Annotated in this window: 12 protein-coding genes and 1 pseudogene; 7 read left to right on the top strand and 6 right to left on the bottom strand. The window is 71.8% G+C overall.

The window, feature by feature from the left end; translation table 11 throughout:
• Positions 1-28: 28 nt before the first annotated feature.
• On the top strand, positions 29-997 hold the full coding sequence (locus SROS_RS36210) for an aldo/keto reductase (protein ID WP_012893917.1): 969 nt from the start codon (positions 29-31) through the stop codon (positions 995-997).
• A gap of 195 nt (positions 998-1,192) precedes the next feature.
• Here the strand turns inward: SROS_RS36210 and SROS_RS36205 are convergent, their stop codons facing one another.
• Genes SROS_RS36205 through SROS_RS36195 form a run of 3 tightly spaced genes read right to left on the bottom strand, consistent with a single transcriptional unit; the run spans position 1,193 to position 4,408 of the window.
• Entirely contained in the window at positions 1,193-2,038 is an 846-nt protein-coding gene (locus SROS_RS36205) for a fumarylacetoacetate hydrolase family protein (protein WP_012893916.1), read from the bottom strand.
• A 10-nt stretch (positions 2,039-2,048) separates the two neighbouring features.
• A complete protein-coding gene (locus tag SROS_RS36200; protein WP_012893915.1) occupies positions 2,049-2,972 on the bottom strand; it encodes a 3,4-dihydroxyphenylacetate 2,3-dioxygenase in 924 nt (307 codons plus the stop codon).
• A complete protein-coding gene (locus tag SROS_RS36195) occupies positions 2,960-4,408 on the bottom strand; it encodes an aldehyde dehydrogenase (protein ID WP_012893914.1) in 1,449 nt (482 codons plus the stop codon). Before SROS_RS36195 ends, SROS_RS36200 begins: the two co-directional genes overlap by 13 nt.
• A 118-nt stretch (positions 4,409-4,526) precedes the next feature.
• Between SROS_RS36195 and SROS_RS36190 the strand changes: the two genes are divergently transcribed.
• Positions 4,527-5,219, top strand: coding sequence for a gamma-glutamyl-gamma-aminobutyrate hydrolase family protein (locus tag SROS_RS36190; RefSeq protein ID WP_012893913.1), 693 nt, complete (start codon positions 4,527-4,529; stop codon positions 5,217-5,219).
• A gap of 3 nt (positions 5,220-5,222) precedes the next feature.
• On the opposite strand, the gene SROS_RS36185 is transcribed toward SROS_RS36190, so the two are convergent.
• Complete coding sequence (locus SROS_RS36185; protein WP_012893912.1) at positions 5,223-5,795, bottom strand: MarR family winged helix-turn-helix transcriptional regulator; 573 nt, start codon at positions 5,793-5,795, stop codon at positions 5,223-5,225.
• A 176-nt stretch (positions 5,796-5,971) separates the two neighbouring features.
• Between SROS_RS36185 and SROS_RS36180 the strand changes: the two genes are divergently transcribed.
• Positions 5,972-7,423, top strand: coding sequence for an APC family permease (locus SROS_RS36180; RefSeq protein WP_043653665.1), 1,452 nt, complete (start codon positions 5,972-5,974; stop codon positions 7,421-7,423).
• Between the two features lie 159 nt (positions 7,424-7,582).
• Here SROS_RS36180 and SROS_RS36175 read toward each other — a convergent pair whose 3' ends face one another.
• The gene (locus SROS_RS36175) at positions 7,583-8,392 is read right to left on the bottom strand and encodes an acetoacetate decarboxylase family protein (protein WP_012893910.1); all 810 of its coding nucleotides are present in this window, start codon (positions 8,390-8,392) and stop codon (positions 7,583-7,585) included.
• Between the two features lie 178 nt (positions 8,393-8,570).
• Between SROS_RS36175 and SROS_RS36170 the strand changes: the two genes are divergently transcribed.
• From SROS_RS36170 to SROS_RS36160, 3 genes are all read left to right on the top strand, one after another.
• Complete coding sequence (locus SROS_RS36170; RefSeq protein ID WP_012893909.1) at positions 8,571-9,908, top strand: glutamine synthetase family protein; 1,338 nt, start codon at positions 8,571-8,573, stop codon at positions 9,906-9,908.
• Positions 9,909-9,950: 42 nt separating this feature from the next.
• Positions 9,951-11,198 (top strand): cytochrome P450, encoded by a 1,248-nt coding sequence (locus SROS_RS36165; protein ID WP_012893908.1) that lies wholly within the window; start codon positions 9,951-9,953, stop codon positions 11,196-11,198.
• Positions 11,199-11,353: 155 nt separating this feature from the next.
• Positions 11,354-12,403, top strand: coding sequence for a magnesium transporter CorA family protein (locus tag SROS_RS36160; RefSeq protein ID WP_012893907.1), 1,050 nt, complete (start codon positions 11,354-11,356; stop codon positions 12,401-12,403).
• A 94-nt stretch (positions 12,404-12,497) separates the two neighbouring features.
• Here SROS_RS36160 and SROS_RS54620 read toward each other — a convergent pair.
• A pseudogene (locus tag SROS_RS54620) lies at positions 12,498-13,917 on the bottom strand (aminobutyraldehyde dehydrogenase).
• Between the two features lie 290 nt (positions 13,918-14,207).
• Here SROS_RS54620 and SROS_RS36150 point away from each other — a divergent pair.
• On the top strand, positions 14,208-15,902 hold the full coding sequence (locus SROS_RS36150) for an amidohydrolase (RefSeq protein WP_012893906.1): 1,695 nt from the start codon (positions 14,208-14,210) through the stop codon (positions 15,900-15,902).
• The last annotated feature ends 50 nt before the right edge of the window (positions 15,903-15,952 follow it).

The raw sequence follows: 15,952 nt of genomic DNA, 5'->3' as shown, positions 1-15,952 counted from the left end.
AACCGTCATCCACCCACCGAGGAGTCCGATGTCCGAGCGGAAGAAGGTCGTCCCCCTGCGCAGGGTCGGGACCCACGGCCCCGATGTCTCCGTGCTGTCCCTGGGGTCCTGGCACACCTACGACCGGATGAACTTCGAGGACGCCGTGGCCATGGTGAGCCACGCCGTGGAGCTGGGCGTCAACCTTTTCGACGTCGGCGTCTACGGGATCCCCGGGCAGCCGCCGGTCTTCACCGACGTGCTGTTCTCGGCGATCGTGCGGGCCGCGGGGATCGACCGTGACGACTACCTGCTGTCGTCGAAGCTGTGGCTGGAGCCGTACCCGGAGCAGTCGCTGCGCGAGCAGCTCGAACGCGCCCTGTTCCGGGTCGGGAGCGGCCGGGCGGACCTGGTCGTCCTCGGCGACATCCGCCGCGACGACCTCGACCTGCGGCGGCTCGCCGCCGACCTCGCGGAGCTGGAGGCCGACGGGATCATCGGCTGCTGGGGCGTGAACAACTGGTCGGCCACCGCGGTCAGGACCATCCGCGACCACGCGCTCCAGGCCGGCTCGCCGGGGCCGCAGATCGCGCAGCTCAAGTACAGCCCGTGCCGCCGGTCGATCCCGGACGGGGCGCCGTTCGCGGAGGTGTTCGCCGAGGGGATCACCATGCAGGCCTCGGACGTCATGGAGGGCGGGATCCTGGCGGGCAGGACGGCGCCCACCCGGGAGATCGGCCGTGACCCGGGCGGGGTGCGCGGGCAGATCATGGAGGCGGCCGACGGGATCGCCGCGGTCGCCGCGGACCTGGGGGCGACCGCGGCCCAGCTCTGCGTCGCCTTCACCCTGACCCACCCGTCGGTCAGCACCGTGCTGTTCGGGGCCAGCCGCATGGAGCAGCTCGTGGACAACGTCGGCGCGCTGGCGCTGCTGGAGCGGGTCGGCGCCCCGCGCCTGCGCGAGCTGCTCGACCCCTTCTGGGCCGACCGCGGCGTGGTCGACCCGGAAGGCCCGTGACAGCTCGCCAGGCCTGAGGCCACTGCGGCGCGGCCGTTCCGGGCGGCCCGTGCTCTCCCCGGCCCACCTCCTCACGGCGGGCCGGGGAGAGCGCACGTCCCGGCGCTGAACTCCGTGGGGAGAGCACGCCCCGGAGTTCAGCGCCGGCGGAAGGCCGGCCCCGGAGGCCGGCGTCGGGGGCCGGCCTCCGGGAGGTCAGCGCCGGGGTGCGCGGACGCCGCGGAACTCCCAGTCGCCGCCGAAGGTGGTGGAGATGACCTCTTCGGACTCGGTGGGCTGGGCGCCGCAGTCGTCGCGGACGGGGGTGGGGCCGGTGACGATGTGGTTGGTCAGCCTGCCGAGGCCCTCGACCTCGACCTCGACCACGTCGCCGGGCTGGACCGGGCGGGAGTTGGCCGGGGTGCCCGACAGCAGCACGTCGCCGGGGTTGAGGGTGATGGTACGGGCGATGTCGGCGACGAGATAGTGCATGTCCCACTCCATCTCGTCGGTGGAGCCGTCCTGCACGACCGTGCCGTTGACGAGGGTCCGCAGCCGCTTGCCGCGGAAGTCCCAGTCGGTGACCAGGCCGGGGCCGAGCGGGCAGAGCGTGTCGGAGCCCTTCACCCGCAGCATCGACCCGGCGTCGGTGTCGCGGAAGTCGTGCAGGCCGTAGTCGTTGCCGACGGTGTAGCCGGCGATGTGGTCGCCGGCCTCGGCGGGGGAGATGTTGCGCGCGGTGCGGCCGATGACGATCGCCACCTCGCCCTCGTAGTTGAGGTATTTGCACCGCTCAGGGCGGACGATCGCGCCTCTGTGCCCGTTGAGCGAGGAGGTCGGCTTGTGGAAGTAGGTCGGCGCGGGCGGCAGCGAGGTCATGAACTCCTCGACCCTGCTGCGGTGGTTGAGGTGCACAGCGATGATCTTGCTGGGCACCGACGGCGGCAGGTGGACGGCGTCCTCGACGCCCACCACCCGGCCGTCGGCGCTGACCAGTTCGTCACCCTCGCGGCGCGTCTGCGTGGCGGCGCCGTCGAGCAGGATCCTGCGGTACTCGGGCATCGGGGTCCCTTCAGGCGGGGTGGGGGTAGGGGTCGCCGGAGGCGTCGGTCGCCCGTGGGGCGGGGAAGCCGCCCGCGGGCCGGTCGAACCACAGGTGCACCTGGCCGGTGCCGATGGAGTTCTCGTACTCGCCGTACTGGCGGCCCGGAGCGGTGCAGTCGCCCTCGCCGAGCGCGCCGATCATCATCAGGTAGTGGCCGAACCTCGCCTCGGGCTTGTAGGCCGCGAACTCCGGCATGGTGTCCAGCACCCGGGCGTGGTCGCCGGTCTTGAACCACTCGATCCGCTCGTGGTCGGCCCGGCGGGCTTCGGCGGTGAAGATGTGGCTCGGGTCGGAGGACTCGTGGGCGCGCAGGTGACGGAGCGGCCAGAAGGTGTGCGACAGGGCGCCGGAGGCGATCAGCAGGACCCTGCGGTCGGACTCGCGGATGGCGTCGCCCAGGGCGCGGCCGAGCCGCAGGTGGTCCTCGGCGTCACCGGTCTGGCATACGCCGATCGTCACCCAGGGCTTCTGGGGGGCGCCGAGGTAGGTCCACAGGTTGACGGTGGCGTAATAGATGGGCAGGTAGGGGTCGTCGATCGCGGTGATCCAGGTGGCGTGGTCCCCGGCCTTGGCCGCGATGGCGCGGGCCAGGTCCTGGTCGCCGGGGAAGTCGTAGGGCATGCGGCACATGCCCCGGGGAAGCTCCTCGGAGGTGAACAGCCCGGCCCTGCGCTGCTGGGCGGAGACGACGAACTCCACCGTGGTCGCCCAGTGCGAGTCGAGCACGACGACGGTGTCGTAGTCGTCGCGGTCGAAGACCTCCCGGCGCAGCTCCCGCAGGCCGGTGACGAGGGTGATCTCCCGGCCCTCGTTGAGCTCGCGGCGGGTGGCCTCGGGCAGCACGATGGTGGGGACGTGGGCCAGCAGGCCCGCTCCGACTACTTCGCCCATGGCGCGGTCACCGTGTTCTTGAGGTCGCAGTAGAAGTCGAAGCTCCAGTCGCCGCCCTCGCGGCCGACGCCGGACTGGCGGGAACCGCCGAACGGGGCCTTGAGGTCGCGCACGAAGAAGCAGTTCACCCAGACGGTGCCCGCCACCAGGCGCTCGGTGACCCGGGCCGCGCGCTCCTCGGAGCCGGTCACCAGGGTGGCCGACAGGCCGAAGCGGGTGGAGTTGGCCATCTCGACGGCCTGCTCCTCGGTGCGGAAGGTCTGCAGGGTGAGGACCGGCCCGAAGACCTCCTCGTTGACGATCTCGCTGTCGGCCGCGACGCCGGTGAACAGGGTCGGCCGGTAGTACAGGCCGCCGAGGTCGGTGTTGGGGCCGCCGCCGACGACCGCCGTGGCCCCGGCGTCGAGCGCCCGCCGTACGAAGCCGTCGATCCGCGCGAAGTGCTCGGGGTGGATGTTCGGGCCGATGTCGGTCGCCAGGTCGCGCGGGTCGCCCTGCGTGAGGGCGCCGGCCCTGGCGGCGAACCGGGCGGTGAACTCCTCGGCGATCGACTCCTCGACCAGCAGCCGGGTCCCGGCCAGGCAGACCTGCCCGGCGTTGTCGTACTGCTCGACGGCGAGGTCGACGGCCAGGTCCAGGTCGGCGTCGGCGAACACGACGAGCGGGGACTTGCCGCCCAGCTCCAGGGAGAGCGGGGTCAGGTGGGCCGCTGCGGCGGCGGAGATGTGCCGGGCGGTCGGGACCGAGCCGGTGAAGCTGATCCGCCGGACGCCGGGGTGGGCGACCAGGGCCGCGCCGACCTCCTCGCCGTAGCCTTGGACCACGTTGAACACGCCGGCGGGCAGTCCGGCCTCGGCGGTGATGTCGGCCAGCAGGGAGGCGGTCAGCGGGGTCCACTCGGCGGGCTTGAGCACCACGGTGTTGCCCGCGGCCAGCGCCGGGGCGATCTTCCAGGTGGCCAGCATCAGGGGGGCGTTCCACGGCGTGATCAGCGCGCAGACGCCGGCCGGGTCCCAGCTCACGTGGTTGCGGTGGCCGCGGGTGTCGAAGTCCTCGTGTCCCAGCTCCAGCAGCCGGTCGGCGAAGAACCGGAAGTTGTGCGCGACCCGCGGCATCACACCGCGCAGATGGGAGCGGAGCAGCGCGCCGTTGTCGGTCGTCTCCACGATCGCGAGCTGCTCCAGCCGCTTCTCCACGCCGTCGGCGACGGCGTGGAGCAGGCGGGCCCGTTCCTCCCGGCTGGTCCGCGACCAGGCGGGGAAAGCCGCCTCGGCTGCCCTGACGGCGGCGTCCGCCTCCTCGGCTCCGCCCCTGGCGATCTCCGCGATCACCTGACCGTCGATCGGCGAGACGTCCTCGAACGTCGCGGGTGAGGAGACCCGCTCGCCTCCGATCCAGTGACCGCCCTCGACTGCGACGCCGGCGACAGTGGCCATCCGCTCCTCCAAATCGTTTGAGTCCAAACAATTTAAGGGTGCCCGGACGGCCAGTCAAGACACGGCCTGGGCGTTAGAGTGTCGTTTGGAGTCAAACAAATCTCTGGAGGAGTCCGGGATGTCCCGTCGCCCGCTCATCGCGATCCCCTCGCGCTTCGCCGCCAGCACCTCCGCCCTCCGCTACGCGGCTGTGGTCACCGCCAGAGCGCTCGCCGACGCGGTCCACCGGGCGGGCGGCGAGCCGTTCATGATGCACCCGGTCGGCGCCGGGGAGGCGGCTTCCAGGCTCGCGGTCGCCGACGGGCTGCTGCTCCCCGGCGGCGGCGACCTCGCCCCGGGCGTCTACGGTGAGAGCGTGGCCCACGACGCCGTCTACGACGTGGACGCCGGGCAGGACGCCTTCGACCTGGCCGCGGCCCGCCACGCGCTGGCCGCCGGACTGCCCACCCTGGCGGTCTGCCGGGGGCTGCAGGTGGTCAACGTCCTGCTCGGCGGGCGGCTCCGGCAGCACATGGAGCCCGACCACCGGCATGTCGTGCACCCGGTCGGGGTGCGTCCCGGCTCCCTGCTCGCCGAGGTCGCGGGGGCGGAGAAGATCGAGGCCTCCTGCTACCACCACCAGTGCGCCTCGGCCCTGGGCGACGGGCTCGTGGCCACCGCGCACGCCGGGGACGGCACGGTCGAGGCGGCCGAGCTGGCCGGCTCCGGAGGGTGGTTCCTCGGCGTCCAGTGGCATCCGGAGGACACCGCGCACGCCGATCCCGCCAACCAGCGGATCTTCGACGCCCTGGTGGCCGCCGCCCGGTCCTAGTTCTCATTCGGTGCGGCGGCGGCCGCCTCGGCGTGGGGGGAGGGGGGTGGTGCGGTGGAGGTCTTCGCGTCGTTGTTCGCCGTGTTGTTCGAGGTGGGTGATGATGCGGCGGAGGGTGTCGGCGAGGTGGCGGGATTCGTCGGGGGTGAGGGGGGCGACGACGAAGGCCTCTTCGTCGTTGAAGGTGGGGAAGAGGTGGTGCATGAGGTGGAGGCCGTGGGGGGTGAGGCGTAGGAGGGCCAGGCGGCCGTCTTCGGGGTGTTGGCTGCGTTGGGCGAGGCCGCGGGATTCGAGGGTTTTGATGATGCCGGTGAGGGTGCCTTTGGAGATGCCGGCTTCGGCGGCGGCGTGGCGGGTTTCGATCTCTTCCCAGATCCAGATGACCCAGAGGACGACGAAGGCGCTCCAGGTGAGGTCGGCTGCGCGGAGGGCGGAGTTTTCGAGGTGTTGGCGGACGGCGGTGGCGGCGCGGTAGAGGTTGGAGACGGCGGCCAGTGCCTCGCGTTGTACCGGGATGGGTCCGAGGCGGTGGTTGACGGCTTTCTCGGTCTCGGTCAGCGAGTAGTGCGCGGGCACTCATGCTCCTTCGGTCGCGGGCCGCGATTGCGGGCGTAGGGAAACTCCTGCGGACGCGGACCTGCGAGAACAGGGTCTTGCGCCACCTCCATTTGTACACGTACGATCCCGGCCACGCAGGTCGTACGGGTACGAACGACATGCGCTTCCGTTCCACCCCCCAATGGAAGGCCGCCATGACCGTCAACGAATCGGCAGCCGCCCCGGCCGCGCTGTCACGCCGTCGCATCGGCGTGCCGGACATCGTGTTCTTCGTGGTCGCCGCGTCTTCTCCGCTCACCGTGGCCGCGGGCGGCACCCCGCAGAACTTCGCCACCACCGGTGTTCTCGGCGTGCCGATGATGTTCCTCATCCTGGCCGTCGTGCTCGCGGTCTTCTCCGCCGGATACGCCGCGATGAGCCGCCACATCTCCAACGCCGGCGCCTTTTACGCCTACATCGCGCACGGCCTGGGCCGCGTCCCCGGCGTCGGCGCCGCCTTCGTCGCGCTGGTCGCCTACAACGCCATGCAGGTCGGCCTGTACGGCCTGCTCGGCTTCAGCGCCGCCGGGTTCCTGTCGGCGACCTTCGGGGTGGACCTGCCCTGGTGGGTGGTCTCGCTGGCCTTCATGGCGCTCATCGCCCTCCTCGGCTACCGCCGGATCGACCTCAACGCCAAGGTGCTCGCCGTCCTGCTGGTCTGCGAGGGCCTGCTCGTCCTGGTCTTCGACGTCTCCCAGATCGCCACGGCCCCGCAGGGCCTGTCGCTGGAGCCGTTCGGCTGGGACGCGCTGACCACGGGCGCGGTGGGGGCCGCCTTCCTGTGGACGATGGCCGCCTTCATGGGCTTCGAGTCCGGTGCGATCTACAGCGAGGAGTGCCGCGACCCGCGCAGGACCGTCAGCCGGGCCACCTACATCTCCGTCGCCGTGATCGGCGTCTTCTACGCCTTCACCGCCTGGGCCACCGCGATGGGCGCGGGGGTGGACGACGTCGTCGCCGCGTCCCGCGAGCACGGGCCCGACCTGATCTTCGTGCTCGGCGAGCGCACGCTCGGCTCGGGCTTCTCCACCCTCGGCCAGGTCTTCCTGATCACGGCGGTCTTCGCCGCCACGCTCTCCTTCCACAACGCGGTCGCCCGATACTTCTTCGCGCTCGGCCGCGAGGGCGTGCTCCCCGCGAAGCTGGGCTCCTCGCACCCCCGGCACGGCTCGCCGTACGTGGGGTCGATCGGCCAGACCGTCTTCGCGGCGGTCGTCGTGCTCGGGTTCGGGCTGCTCGGCGGGGACCCGATGGGCACGCTGTTCAACTGGTTCACCAACCTGGGCGCGCTCGGGGTGATCCTGCTGCTGGTGTCCACCTCGGTCGCGGTGATCGGGTTCTTCCGCCGCCAGGCGCGGGGCGAGGGCGTCTGGAGCCGGGTGGTCGCCCCGGCGCTGTCCGGTCTCGCGCTGCTGGCCATCCTGTACGTCGCGTTCACCAACTTCTCCGCGCTGCTCGGCACCCCGCCGGACTCGGCGCTCAACTGGGCGCTCCCGGCCGTGGTGGTGCTGGTCGGCGTGGTCGGCCTCGGCTACGGCGCCTACCTGAGGTCCGCCGACCCGGCGGCGTACGCCCGGATCGGGCAGGGCGCGCCGCCGCAGGACTGATCCGCCCGCGGGCCCTTCTCGCGCGCTCGGGCCCGCGTGCGAGAAGGGCCACCGTGGGGGAACGGCCCGCGCGTGAGAACGGCCCGCATGCGAAAGGGCCTGTACGGCGCTCGCCGTACAGGCCCTGCTCGCTGCTCGCTGCCGTGGGCCGCGCCGCGGCTACTCCGCGCCGGAGGTGCCGGACTCCAGCAGGGTGCCGCCGTTCCAGCTGACTCCGACCTGGCGGTAGTAGCCGCCGATGACCTCGTCCACGGTCAGGCCGGCCAGTTCCTCGGTCGGGGCGTCGAAGAGCTCGATCTCCGCCTCGCCCGACCAGGCCTGCCCTCCCTCGAAGGACGCCCCGGAGGTGGCGATCAGCTCGTCCAGGGCCAGGCCCTTGCCGGGCTCGATCGACGGCAGCCAGCGGTTGTGGGCCATCGGGTGGCCGTTGACGGAGCCGTTGGTCTCGCTCGGCTCGCGCAGCCGTACCACCGCCTGGGCGAGACGGCGGTCGGCGGCGGCCAGCGTGGCGCCGAACACGCCGCCCTCGCCGAGGCGCGGCGCCGCCAGGCCGTACGGGTGAGGCCGGGTCATGTGGATCGAGCCGAGCTTCTTGGGGTAGCCCTGGTGCATGCCGCGGGCGATCGCGAAGTCCTTGTCGACCCAGATGTAGACGCAGCGGGAGAAGGTCCGCCCCCGGTAGGCGCAGCGCACCACCACGAAGCACTCCTTGTACTGCGAGCGCACCGGGTCGAGCAGCTCCTCCCGGCCGCCGGAGCAGGACTGCCAGTCGGCCCAGATGACCGCGACGGCGCCGGGGTCCTCGTCGGCGAGCGTCAGCGGCTCCGGCAGCAGCTCGGCCACCCGGGCCGGGTCCGTGCGGTACTCGACCGTGAGCAGGTCACCGGAGTAGTACCAGGGCGGGCTGGGGACCAGCGAGGAGCGGCCGGTCGCCGTCTTGGGGGTGAAGAAGCCGCGTACCGTGGCCACGACGCCTCCTTGTCTCGGGGGCTCGGTGTTGTTTGGGTCCATACGATATGCCCTGAACTGCGGGATGTCACGACGGGCATCGGCCGTTTTCGTTCCGCTGAGGTCTTGTTCCCGGCCTGCTCGACGCGTATTGTTTGCGCCCAAACGAGCTATCCGGCAGACCCTTCGAGGAGGCCCAGTGAGCGCGGAGTCCGTGGAACGGATCGTCGAGCGCCTGACGGAACAGGGCATCGACGTCGTCCGGGTGGGTTACCCCGACCTCATCGGCACCGAGCGCGGCAAGGACGTCCTCCTGGAACGGCTCCCCGAGGTGGCCGAGAGCGGCGTGGCGTTCTGCCGGGCCGTCTACCACACCTCCCCCCAGGGCGACACCGTGGCCGTGCCCGGCGGCCTGGACCTGGGCCTGCCGGACGTCTGCATCCGCCCCGACCTGTCCACCCTGGTCGAGCTGCCCTGGGAGCCCGGCGTCGCGCACTGCCTGGGCGACGCCTACGACCCGGCCACCGGCCTGCCCCTGCCCGAGTCGCCCCGCTCGGTGACGCAGGCCGCCGCGGCCCGGCTGGCCGAGCTCGGGCTCACCGGCGTGGTCGGCCCCGAGCTGGAGTACTTCCTGCTGGAGCCGGACGGCGCCGGCTGGAAGCGCTACGACGACGCCCCCGGCAACGTCTACGTCACCGGACGCAAGGGCGACCGGGGCTCCCACGTGCTGCGCAGCCTGCGCACGCTCCGCAGGCTGGACATCGGCGTCACGATGGGCAACCACGAGTACTCCGGCGGGCAGTTCGAGATCAACCTGAACCACTCCGAGGCGACCGACGCCGCCGACCGGGCCTTCCGCTTCAAGTCGGCCGTCAAGGAACTGGCCCGGCACGACGGCCTGATGGCCACCTTCATGGCCAAGCCGTTCAACGACGAGGGCGGCTCGGGCTTCCACGCCCACATCTCCTGCGTGGACGGCGACGGGCGCAACGTCTTCGCGGACCCCGCCGCGCCGTACGGGCTGTCGGCGACCGCGCTGCACGCGATCGGCGGTGTGCACGCGCACGCGTCCGCGCTCGCGGCGCTGCTCAACCCCACGATCAACTCCTACAAGCGGTTCGGCCCCGACACGCTGGCCCCCTGGCTCAACGACTGGGGCCTGGACAACCGCAGTGCCATGCTCCGCGTCCCCCCGGAGCGCGGCGCGGGAACGCGCCTGGAGGTGCGGCTGGGCGACGCCTCGGCCAACCCCTACCTCGGCATCGCGGGCCTGCTGGCCGCCGTCTACCTCGGCATCCGCGACCGCGTCGAGCCGCCGGCCCCTCTGGAGGGGTACGGATACGACACCGCCAAGGCCGCCGTGCTGCCGATGTCGCTGCCGGTCGCGCTGGACGCCTTCGAGGCCGACGGCGAGCTCATCGAGGTGCTCGGCAAGGAGTTCGCGGCCTCCTACCTCGCCTACAAGCGCAACGAGGTGGAGCGGTTCTCCCAGTCCGTCACCGACTGGGAGTTCCGCGAGTACGCCTATCACCTGTAGCCCCCCACCTGTAGTCCACCCGAAGCACCAGCTGGAGGATCCATGCGCCTGGACGATGTCGACCTGGCGGACAACGACAGATTCCTGGACGGCGACACCCCGTGGCGCATGTTCGACGTGCTCCGGGCCGAGGCTCCGGTGCACTGGCAGGACGAGGGCGAGTACGGCAGCGGCTTCTGGTCGGTCACCCGCCACGCCGACATCGTGGCCGTGGACCGCGACGCGGCGACCTTCACCTCCTCGAAGTTCACCAACCTGGAGGAGGTGGACGAACGCCAGGCCACCATCCGCCGCTCGCTGCTGGAGACCGACGGCCCCCGCCACGGGGTGCTCCGCCGCATCCTGCAGCGCGAGTTCACCCCCCGCGCGGTCGCCGGCTACGAGGTCTTCCTGCGCGGCCTGACCGCCAGGACCCTGGACGCCGCGCTGGCCAAGGGCACCTTCGACTTCGTGAAGGAGGTCTCCGCCGACTTCCCGATCAACGTGCTCGCCAAGATGCTGGACGTCCCGGAGGACGACACCCAGCAGCTCATCGACTGGGGCAACCGGATCATCGGCAACACCGACCCGGACTACGCCGACGTGCTGCTGCACAGCGAGGAGAGCGAGAAGTACCGCGACCTGCCGTTCCGCAGCCCGGCCTCGCTGGAGGTCTTCGAGTACGGCCGCGAGCTGGCCGGGCGGCGGCGCGGCGGCGACGGCACGGACCTGGTCAGCAGGCTGGTCAACGGGACGCCGATCGACGGGGTGCCGCTCTCCGGCCACGACTTCGACAACTACTTCCTGCTGCTCGTGGTGGCCGGCAACGAGACCACCCGGCACGCGATCTCGCACACCATGCTCGGCCTGATCGACAACCCGGACCAGGCGGACAGGCTCCGCCACGACCTCTCGCTGATGCCGGGCGCGGTCGAGGAGTTCCTGCGCTGGGCCTCGCCGGTCTACCACTTCCGCCGCACCGCCACCCGCGACGTGGAGATGCACGGCCAGAAGATCGCCGAGGGCGACAAGGTCGTCATGTGGTTCGCCTCGGGCAACCGGGACGAGCGGGTCTTCGACGACCCCTACCGCTTCGACGTCACCCGGCCGGACAACGACCACATCACCTTCGGCAAGGGCAGCCCGCACTTCTGCCTGGGCAACGCGCTGGCCCGCCTGGAGATCCGGATCATGTTCGAGGAGCTGCTACCCCGCATCTCGGACATCAGGCTTGCCGGGGAGCCGCGCCGGGTCCGCTCGAACTTCGTCAACGGGATCAAGGACCTGCCCGTCACGGTCACCCTCGCCTGACGCCGCGTGGACGGGCGGCCCTCGACCGCTCCGCTGTGAGGCCCCTGGTCACGGGCGCGCACACGGCTCTTGACACGATCGAAGTCGACAGGGCCGTGGTCGGTCCGCAGCGCCGGTCCGATCGATCCGCGCCGGGATCGTTGGGGGTGAGCCGAATGGACGTTCGCCTGGTCGGCGACGAGGGGGTCGTCGAGGAGCGTCCCGTCGAAGAACTGGCGGCGCTGCTCGACCGTGAGGACAGCCTGGTCTGGGTGGACATCCCCGGCTGTGACCCGGGGGCCGTGCGCGTGCTGTCGGAGGTGTTCGGCTTCCATCCGATGGCGATCCGGGACTGCGTCGAGCGCAACCGCGTGCCCAAGGTGCACGCCTACCCGGACCACCTGTTCGTCGTCCTGCACGCCCCCGCACGGGGCATGCGCGGCCACGTGCACTACGTCGAGCTCGACCAGTTCGTCGGCCGGAACTATGTGGTGACCGTCCACGGGCCGGTCAACCCGGCGGTCGAAGCGGGGATCGCCCTGCGTGAGACCCGCGCGGTGCTCGCGCGGATCATGGCGGGGCGCCTGCACCCCGCCACGCCGTCCGAACTGTCATACGCGATCGTCTCCGCCCTGATCCGCAATCAGGAGGACTACGTGGAGACGGTGACAAGCGATGTGTGGCGGCTGGAACAGCGGGTCACGGGCGGGCAGGTCGGCGATCCCGAGGAGTTCCTCGACGAGCTGTTCCGTGCCCGCCACGGGCTGCTCGCCGTGCGCACCATGGGCGCGCTGGGCGGCGCGATCTACGGGAGGATGACCAACCTCGCCCGCGTCTCGCCCGAAGGGCAGCGGCTGGTGGTCGACATCGCGGACCAGTTCGACCGGATCCGCAGCCTGGCCGATGGTGAAAGGGAGTACCTCCAAGGGGTGATCGAGTTCTACCAGACCACCCTCACCATCAAGGCCACGCTGGTCGGCCAGGCGCAGAACGCGGAAGTCAGGCGTCTGACCGAGGCCAGCTACACCCAGAACGAGGAGATCAAGAAGATCTCCGCGTGGGCGGCGATCTTCTTCGCCCCCACTCTCGTCGGCACCGTGTACGGCATGAACTTCAACCACATGCCGGAGCTGCACTGGATCGTCGGCTACCCGTTGGCGCTGGTCCTGATGGCACTGGGGTCCGCCGCGCTCTACACGGTGTTCAAGCGGCGGGGGTGGCTGTGACCGCTCCGGACGGGGGACAGGCGGTGGGCGGCGAAATCGCGCATCCGGCCATTTGAGCCGGGAGGCCCGCCGATGCCCGTCACCGGCGGCTCCGTCAGGAGTGGCTGATCATCACGTGCTTGATCCGGGTGTAGGCGTCGAACCCGTAACGCGACAGGTCCTTGCCGGTACCGGAGTGTTTGAAGCCGCCGTGCGGCATCTCCGGCAGGATCACCTGGTGGCAGTTGACCCAGACCGCGCCCGCGTCCAGGGCCGCGCTCAGGCGCATGGCGCGGCCGGTGTCGCGGGTCCACAGGCTGGCCGCCAGGGCGTAGTCGACGCCGTTGGCCAGCCGTAGCGCCTCCTCCTCGCCGGTGAACGGCTGGACGGTCACCACCGGGCCGAAGATCTCCTGCTGGACGATCTCGTCGTCCTGGCGCACCCCGGCGACCACGGCGGGGGCGAAGAAGTAGCCGTCCCGCTCCAGGCGGCCGCCGGTGACCAGCCGGGCGTGCGCGGGCAGCCGGTCCAGGAAGCCCGCCACCCGCTCGGCCTGGGCGGCGTTGTTGGACGGGCCGAGGAAGACGCCCTCCTCGTCGGGGGCGCCGACCGCCAGCGCGGCGGCGGCCTCGGCCAGCGCGGCGACGAACTCCTCGTGGACGTGCTCCTCGACCAGCACGCGGGTCACGGCCGTGCAGTCCTGGCCGGCGTTGAAGAACGCGGCCTCGGCGATCGCGCGCGGTGGCGGCCACCTCGACGTCGCCGAAGACCACCGCGGGGGCCTTGCCGCCCAGCTCCAGGTGGACGTCCTTGAGGTCGTCGGCGGCCGAGCGCATCACCTCGGCCCCGGCGCGGGTCGAACCGGTGATGGCCACCATCTCCACCTCCCGGTGCCCGGCCAGGGCCCGGCCGGTGTCCCGGTCGCCGCAGACGACGTTGACGACGCCCGGCGGCAGGAGGCGGGCGCACAGCTCGCCGAGCAGCACGGTCGAGCCGGGGGTGGTGTCGGCGGGTTTGACGACGAGCGTGTTGCCGGCGGCCAGCGCCGGGCCGATCTTCCAGGCGGCCATCATCAGCGGGTAGTTCCACGGCGTCACCTGGGCGATCACTCCGATCGGCTCGCGGCGGACGAAGGAGGTGTGGCCCTCGGTGTACTCGGTCGCGCCCAGGCCCTCCAGCACCCGGGCGGCCCCGGCGAAGTAGCGGATCGCGTCGACCGCGCCGCCCACGTCGACGCGGCGGGCCGTACCGCGCGGCTTGCCGGTGGCGCGCACCTCGGCGTCGGTGAGCGCGTCGAGGTTGTCCTCCATGAGGCTCGCGAGCTCCAGCAGCAGGCGCTGCCGTCCGGCCGGGGTGGTGCGGCGCCAGCCGGCCGAGGCGGCGGCGGCCGCGGCGACCGCGGCCGCGACGTCGTCGGCACCGGAGCGGGGAGCCCTGCCGTAGACCTTTCCGGTGGCGGGGTCGACGAGGTCCATCCACTCGCCGGAGGCGGGGTCGCGGCTCTCGCCGGCGATCACGTTGCGCAGCACGTCCATGGAGTCTCCTTTGCCCGGCGCGCCGGGGCCGGGCCGAGGCCCGGCGTCGCCGTCCGGTTCTCGCCGGGGATCAGCGGCGTCCCCGGGGTGGCCACAGCCCGCCTCCGCCCCGGTCCGCTGAAAGTTTGGATCCAAACGATATGCCCCGCCTCGTCGATTGGCAAGACGTTCCAGGCGGTCAGGCCATTGACGCCGGTTTGTTTGGGCCCATACATTCGCTCCCGAACGACCGGCGGAGGCGACTCTCAAGGACGGATCTGATCCGGTAGCTCCAAGAAGAGAGGGCAAGGATGTCCACCACAGCCGATCTGATCATGGTGAACGGCGACGTGCTGACCGTCGACGCGGACTTCTCCGTCGCGCGGGCCGTGGCCGTACGGGACGGGCGCATCCTCGCCGTGGGCGGGAACGCCGAGATCGAGGCGCTGGCCGGGCCGCGGACCCGGGTGATCGACCTCGCGGGCCGTACGGTCCTGCCCGGCATCAACGACTCGCACCTGCACGGCGCCACGTGGGGGCTGACCCGGCCGCCGTTCGCGCTCAGCGTGGGCCACCCGGCCGTGACGTCGATCGCCGACGTCGCCGAGGCCGTACGGCGGGCCGCCGCGACCACCCCGCCCGGGGAGTGGATCACCGGCCTGGGCTGGGACCTGGGCTACCTGGCCGAGTGCCTGGCCGACCCGGCCCGCCGTCCGCACCGGCGCGACCTGGACGGGGTCTCCCCGGACCACCCGGTCTGCCTGACCGACTTCTCCGGGCACACGGCCTGGGTCAACTCCAAGGCCCTGGAGCTCGCGGGGATCACCCGCGACACCGTCGCGCCCGCCGGCGGCGTGATCGACGCCGATGAGGACGGGGAGCCCACCGGTGTCCTGAAGGAGACCGCGCAGGCCGTCGTGCAGGGACTGATCCCGCCCGCCACCGTGGAGCAGCGCAAGGAGGCCATCCGCTCGGCGGTCACGTCGCTGCACGCCCAGGGCATCACCAGCTACACCGAGCCCGGACTGGGGCCCGGCGGCACCGAGATCCTCGGCGGCGGCCTGAGCACCGAGACGCTGGAGGCCTACGTCGAGCTGGTCCGCGCCGGCGAGCTGGCGTCCCGGGTGAGCGTGCTGCTGCTACCCGCGCCGATGGGCGGCTCGGCGGCCGACGTGACCGCCGGGCTGGCCGGACTGGACACGACCGCCGGCCTCGACCGGGAGCGGCTGGCGGTGATCGGCGTCAAGCTGTTCGCCGACGGCGTGCCGCCGAACGAGACCGCGTGGATGCACGACCCCTATGTCAGCGGCAACCAGGGCGCGCTCTGCGTGCATGGAGCGGACTCCGGGCTGCAGCAGGCCGAGCTGGCCGAGATGATCCGGGTCGCGCACGCGGCCGGCTACCAGCTCGGCGTGCACGTCACGGGCGACCGGGCGATCGACGCCGTGGTGGACGCCTTCGTCGCGGCGGACGAGGCGCATCCGCGGCCCGACGCCCGGCACTACGTGATCCACGGCGACTTCGTCTCGGCCGGGAGCCTCGCGAAGCTGGCCGCGCGCGGCTACTCGGTGAACATGAACCCGGCCATCAAGTGGACCATCGCCGATCTGATGGACGAGGTCGTGGGCAAGGAGCGCTCGGACTACCAGTGGCCGGTCCGCTCCGCCACCGAGGCCGGTCTCGCGGTCTGCGCCAGCTCCGACGCCCCGATCACCGAGCCCAACTGGCGCCAGGGCGTCACCGCGATGATGCTGCGCGAGTCCAAGGCCACCGGCCGGGCCAGCGGGGCCGGGCAGTGCGTGTCACTGGAGGTCGCGATCCGCGCCTACACCGTCAACGCCGCCCGGCAGGACTTCGCCGAGTCCTGGAAGGGCAGCATCGAGCCGGGCAAGGTCGCCGACCTGTGCGTCCTCGGCGGCGACCTGCGCGCCGCCGACCCGCACGACATCCCCGCCATCCCGATCGACCTCACCGTCTTCGACGGTGAGGTCGTCTACGAGCGTTAGGGGAGCGAGTCCCTCGCGGAACCCCCCGGCACGGCACCGGGGGTTCCGCG

Origin of the sequence: Streptosporangium roseum DSM 43021, assembly GCF_000024865.1 — a bacterium.
In the GTDB taxonomy this organism is placed as follows: Bacteria; Actinomycetota; Actinomycetes; order Streptosporangiales; family Streptosporangiaceae; genus Streptosporangium; species Streptosporangium roseum.
Note: the sequence above shows the minus strand (reverse complement) of the source record. Positions and strands in the feature narration are given on the sequence as shown.

Excerpts from the sequence above, each read along its gene's own strand:
- SROS_RS36190 (WP_012893913.1), top strand. The coding sequence starts at position 4,527 with ATGTCCCGTCGCCCGCTCATCGCGATCCCCTCGCGCTTCGCCGCCAGC.
- SROS_RS36205 (WP_012893916.1), bottom strand. The coding sequence starts at position 2,038 with ATGCCCGAGTACCGCAGGATCCTGCTCGACGGCGCCGCCACGCAGACG.
- SROS_RS36150 (WP_012893906.1), top strand. The coding sequence starts at position 14,208 with ATGTCCACCACAGCCGATCTGATCATGGTGAACGGCGACGTGCTGACC.
- SROS_RS36210 (WP_012893917.1), top strand. The coding sequence starts at position 29 with ATGTCCGAGCGGAAGAAGGTCGTCCCCCTGCGCAGGGTCGGGACCCAC.
- SROS_RS36200 (WP_012893915.1), bottom strand. The coding sequence starts at position 2,972 with ATGGGCGAAGTAGTCGGAGCGGGCCTGCTGGCCCACGTCCCCACCATC.
- SROS_RS36180 (WP_043653665.1), top strand. The coding sequence starts at position 5,972 with ATGACCGTCAACGAATCGGCAGCCGCCCCGGCCGCGCTGTCACGCCGT.
- SROS_RS36165 (WP_012893908.1), top strand. The coding sequence starts at position 9,951 with ATGCGCCTGGACGATGTCGACCTGGCGGACAACGACAGATTCCTGGAC.
- SROS_RS36195 (WP_012893914.1), bottom strand. The coding sequence starts at position 4,408 with ATGGCCACTGTCGCCGGCGTCGCAGTCGAGGGCGGTCACTGGATCGGA.
- SROS_RS36160 (WP_012893907.1), top strand. The coding sequence starts at position 11,354 with ATGGACGTTCGCCTGGTCGGCGACGAGGGGGTCGTCGAGGAGCGTCCC.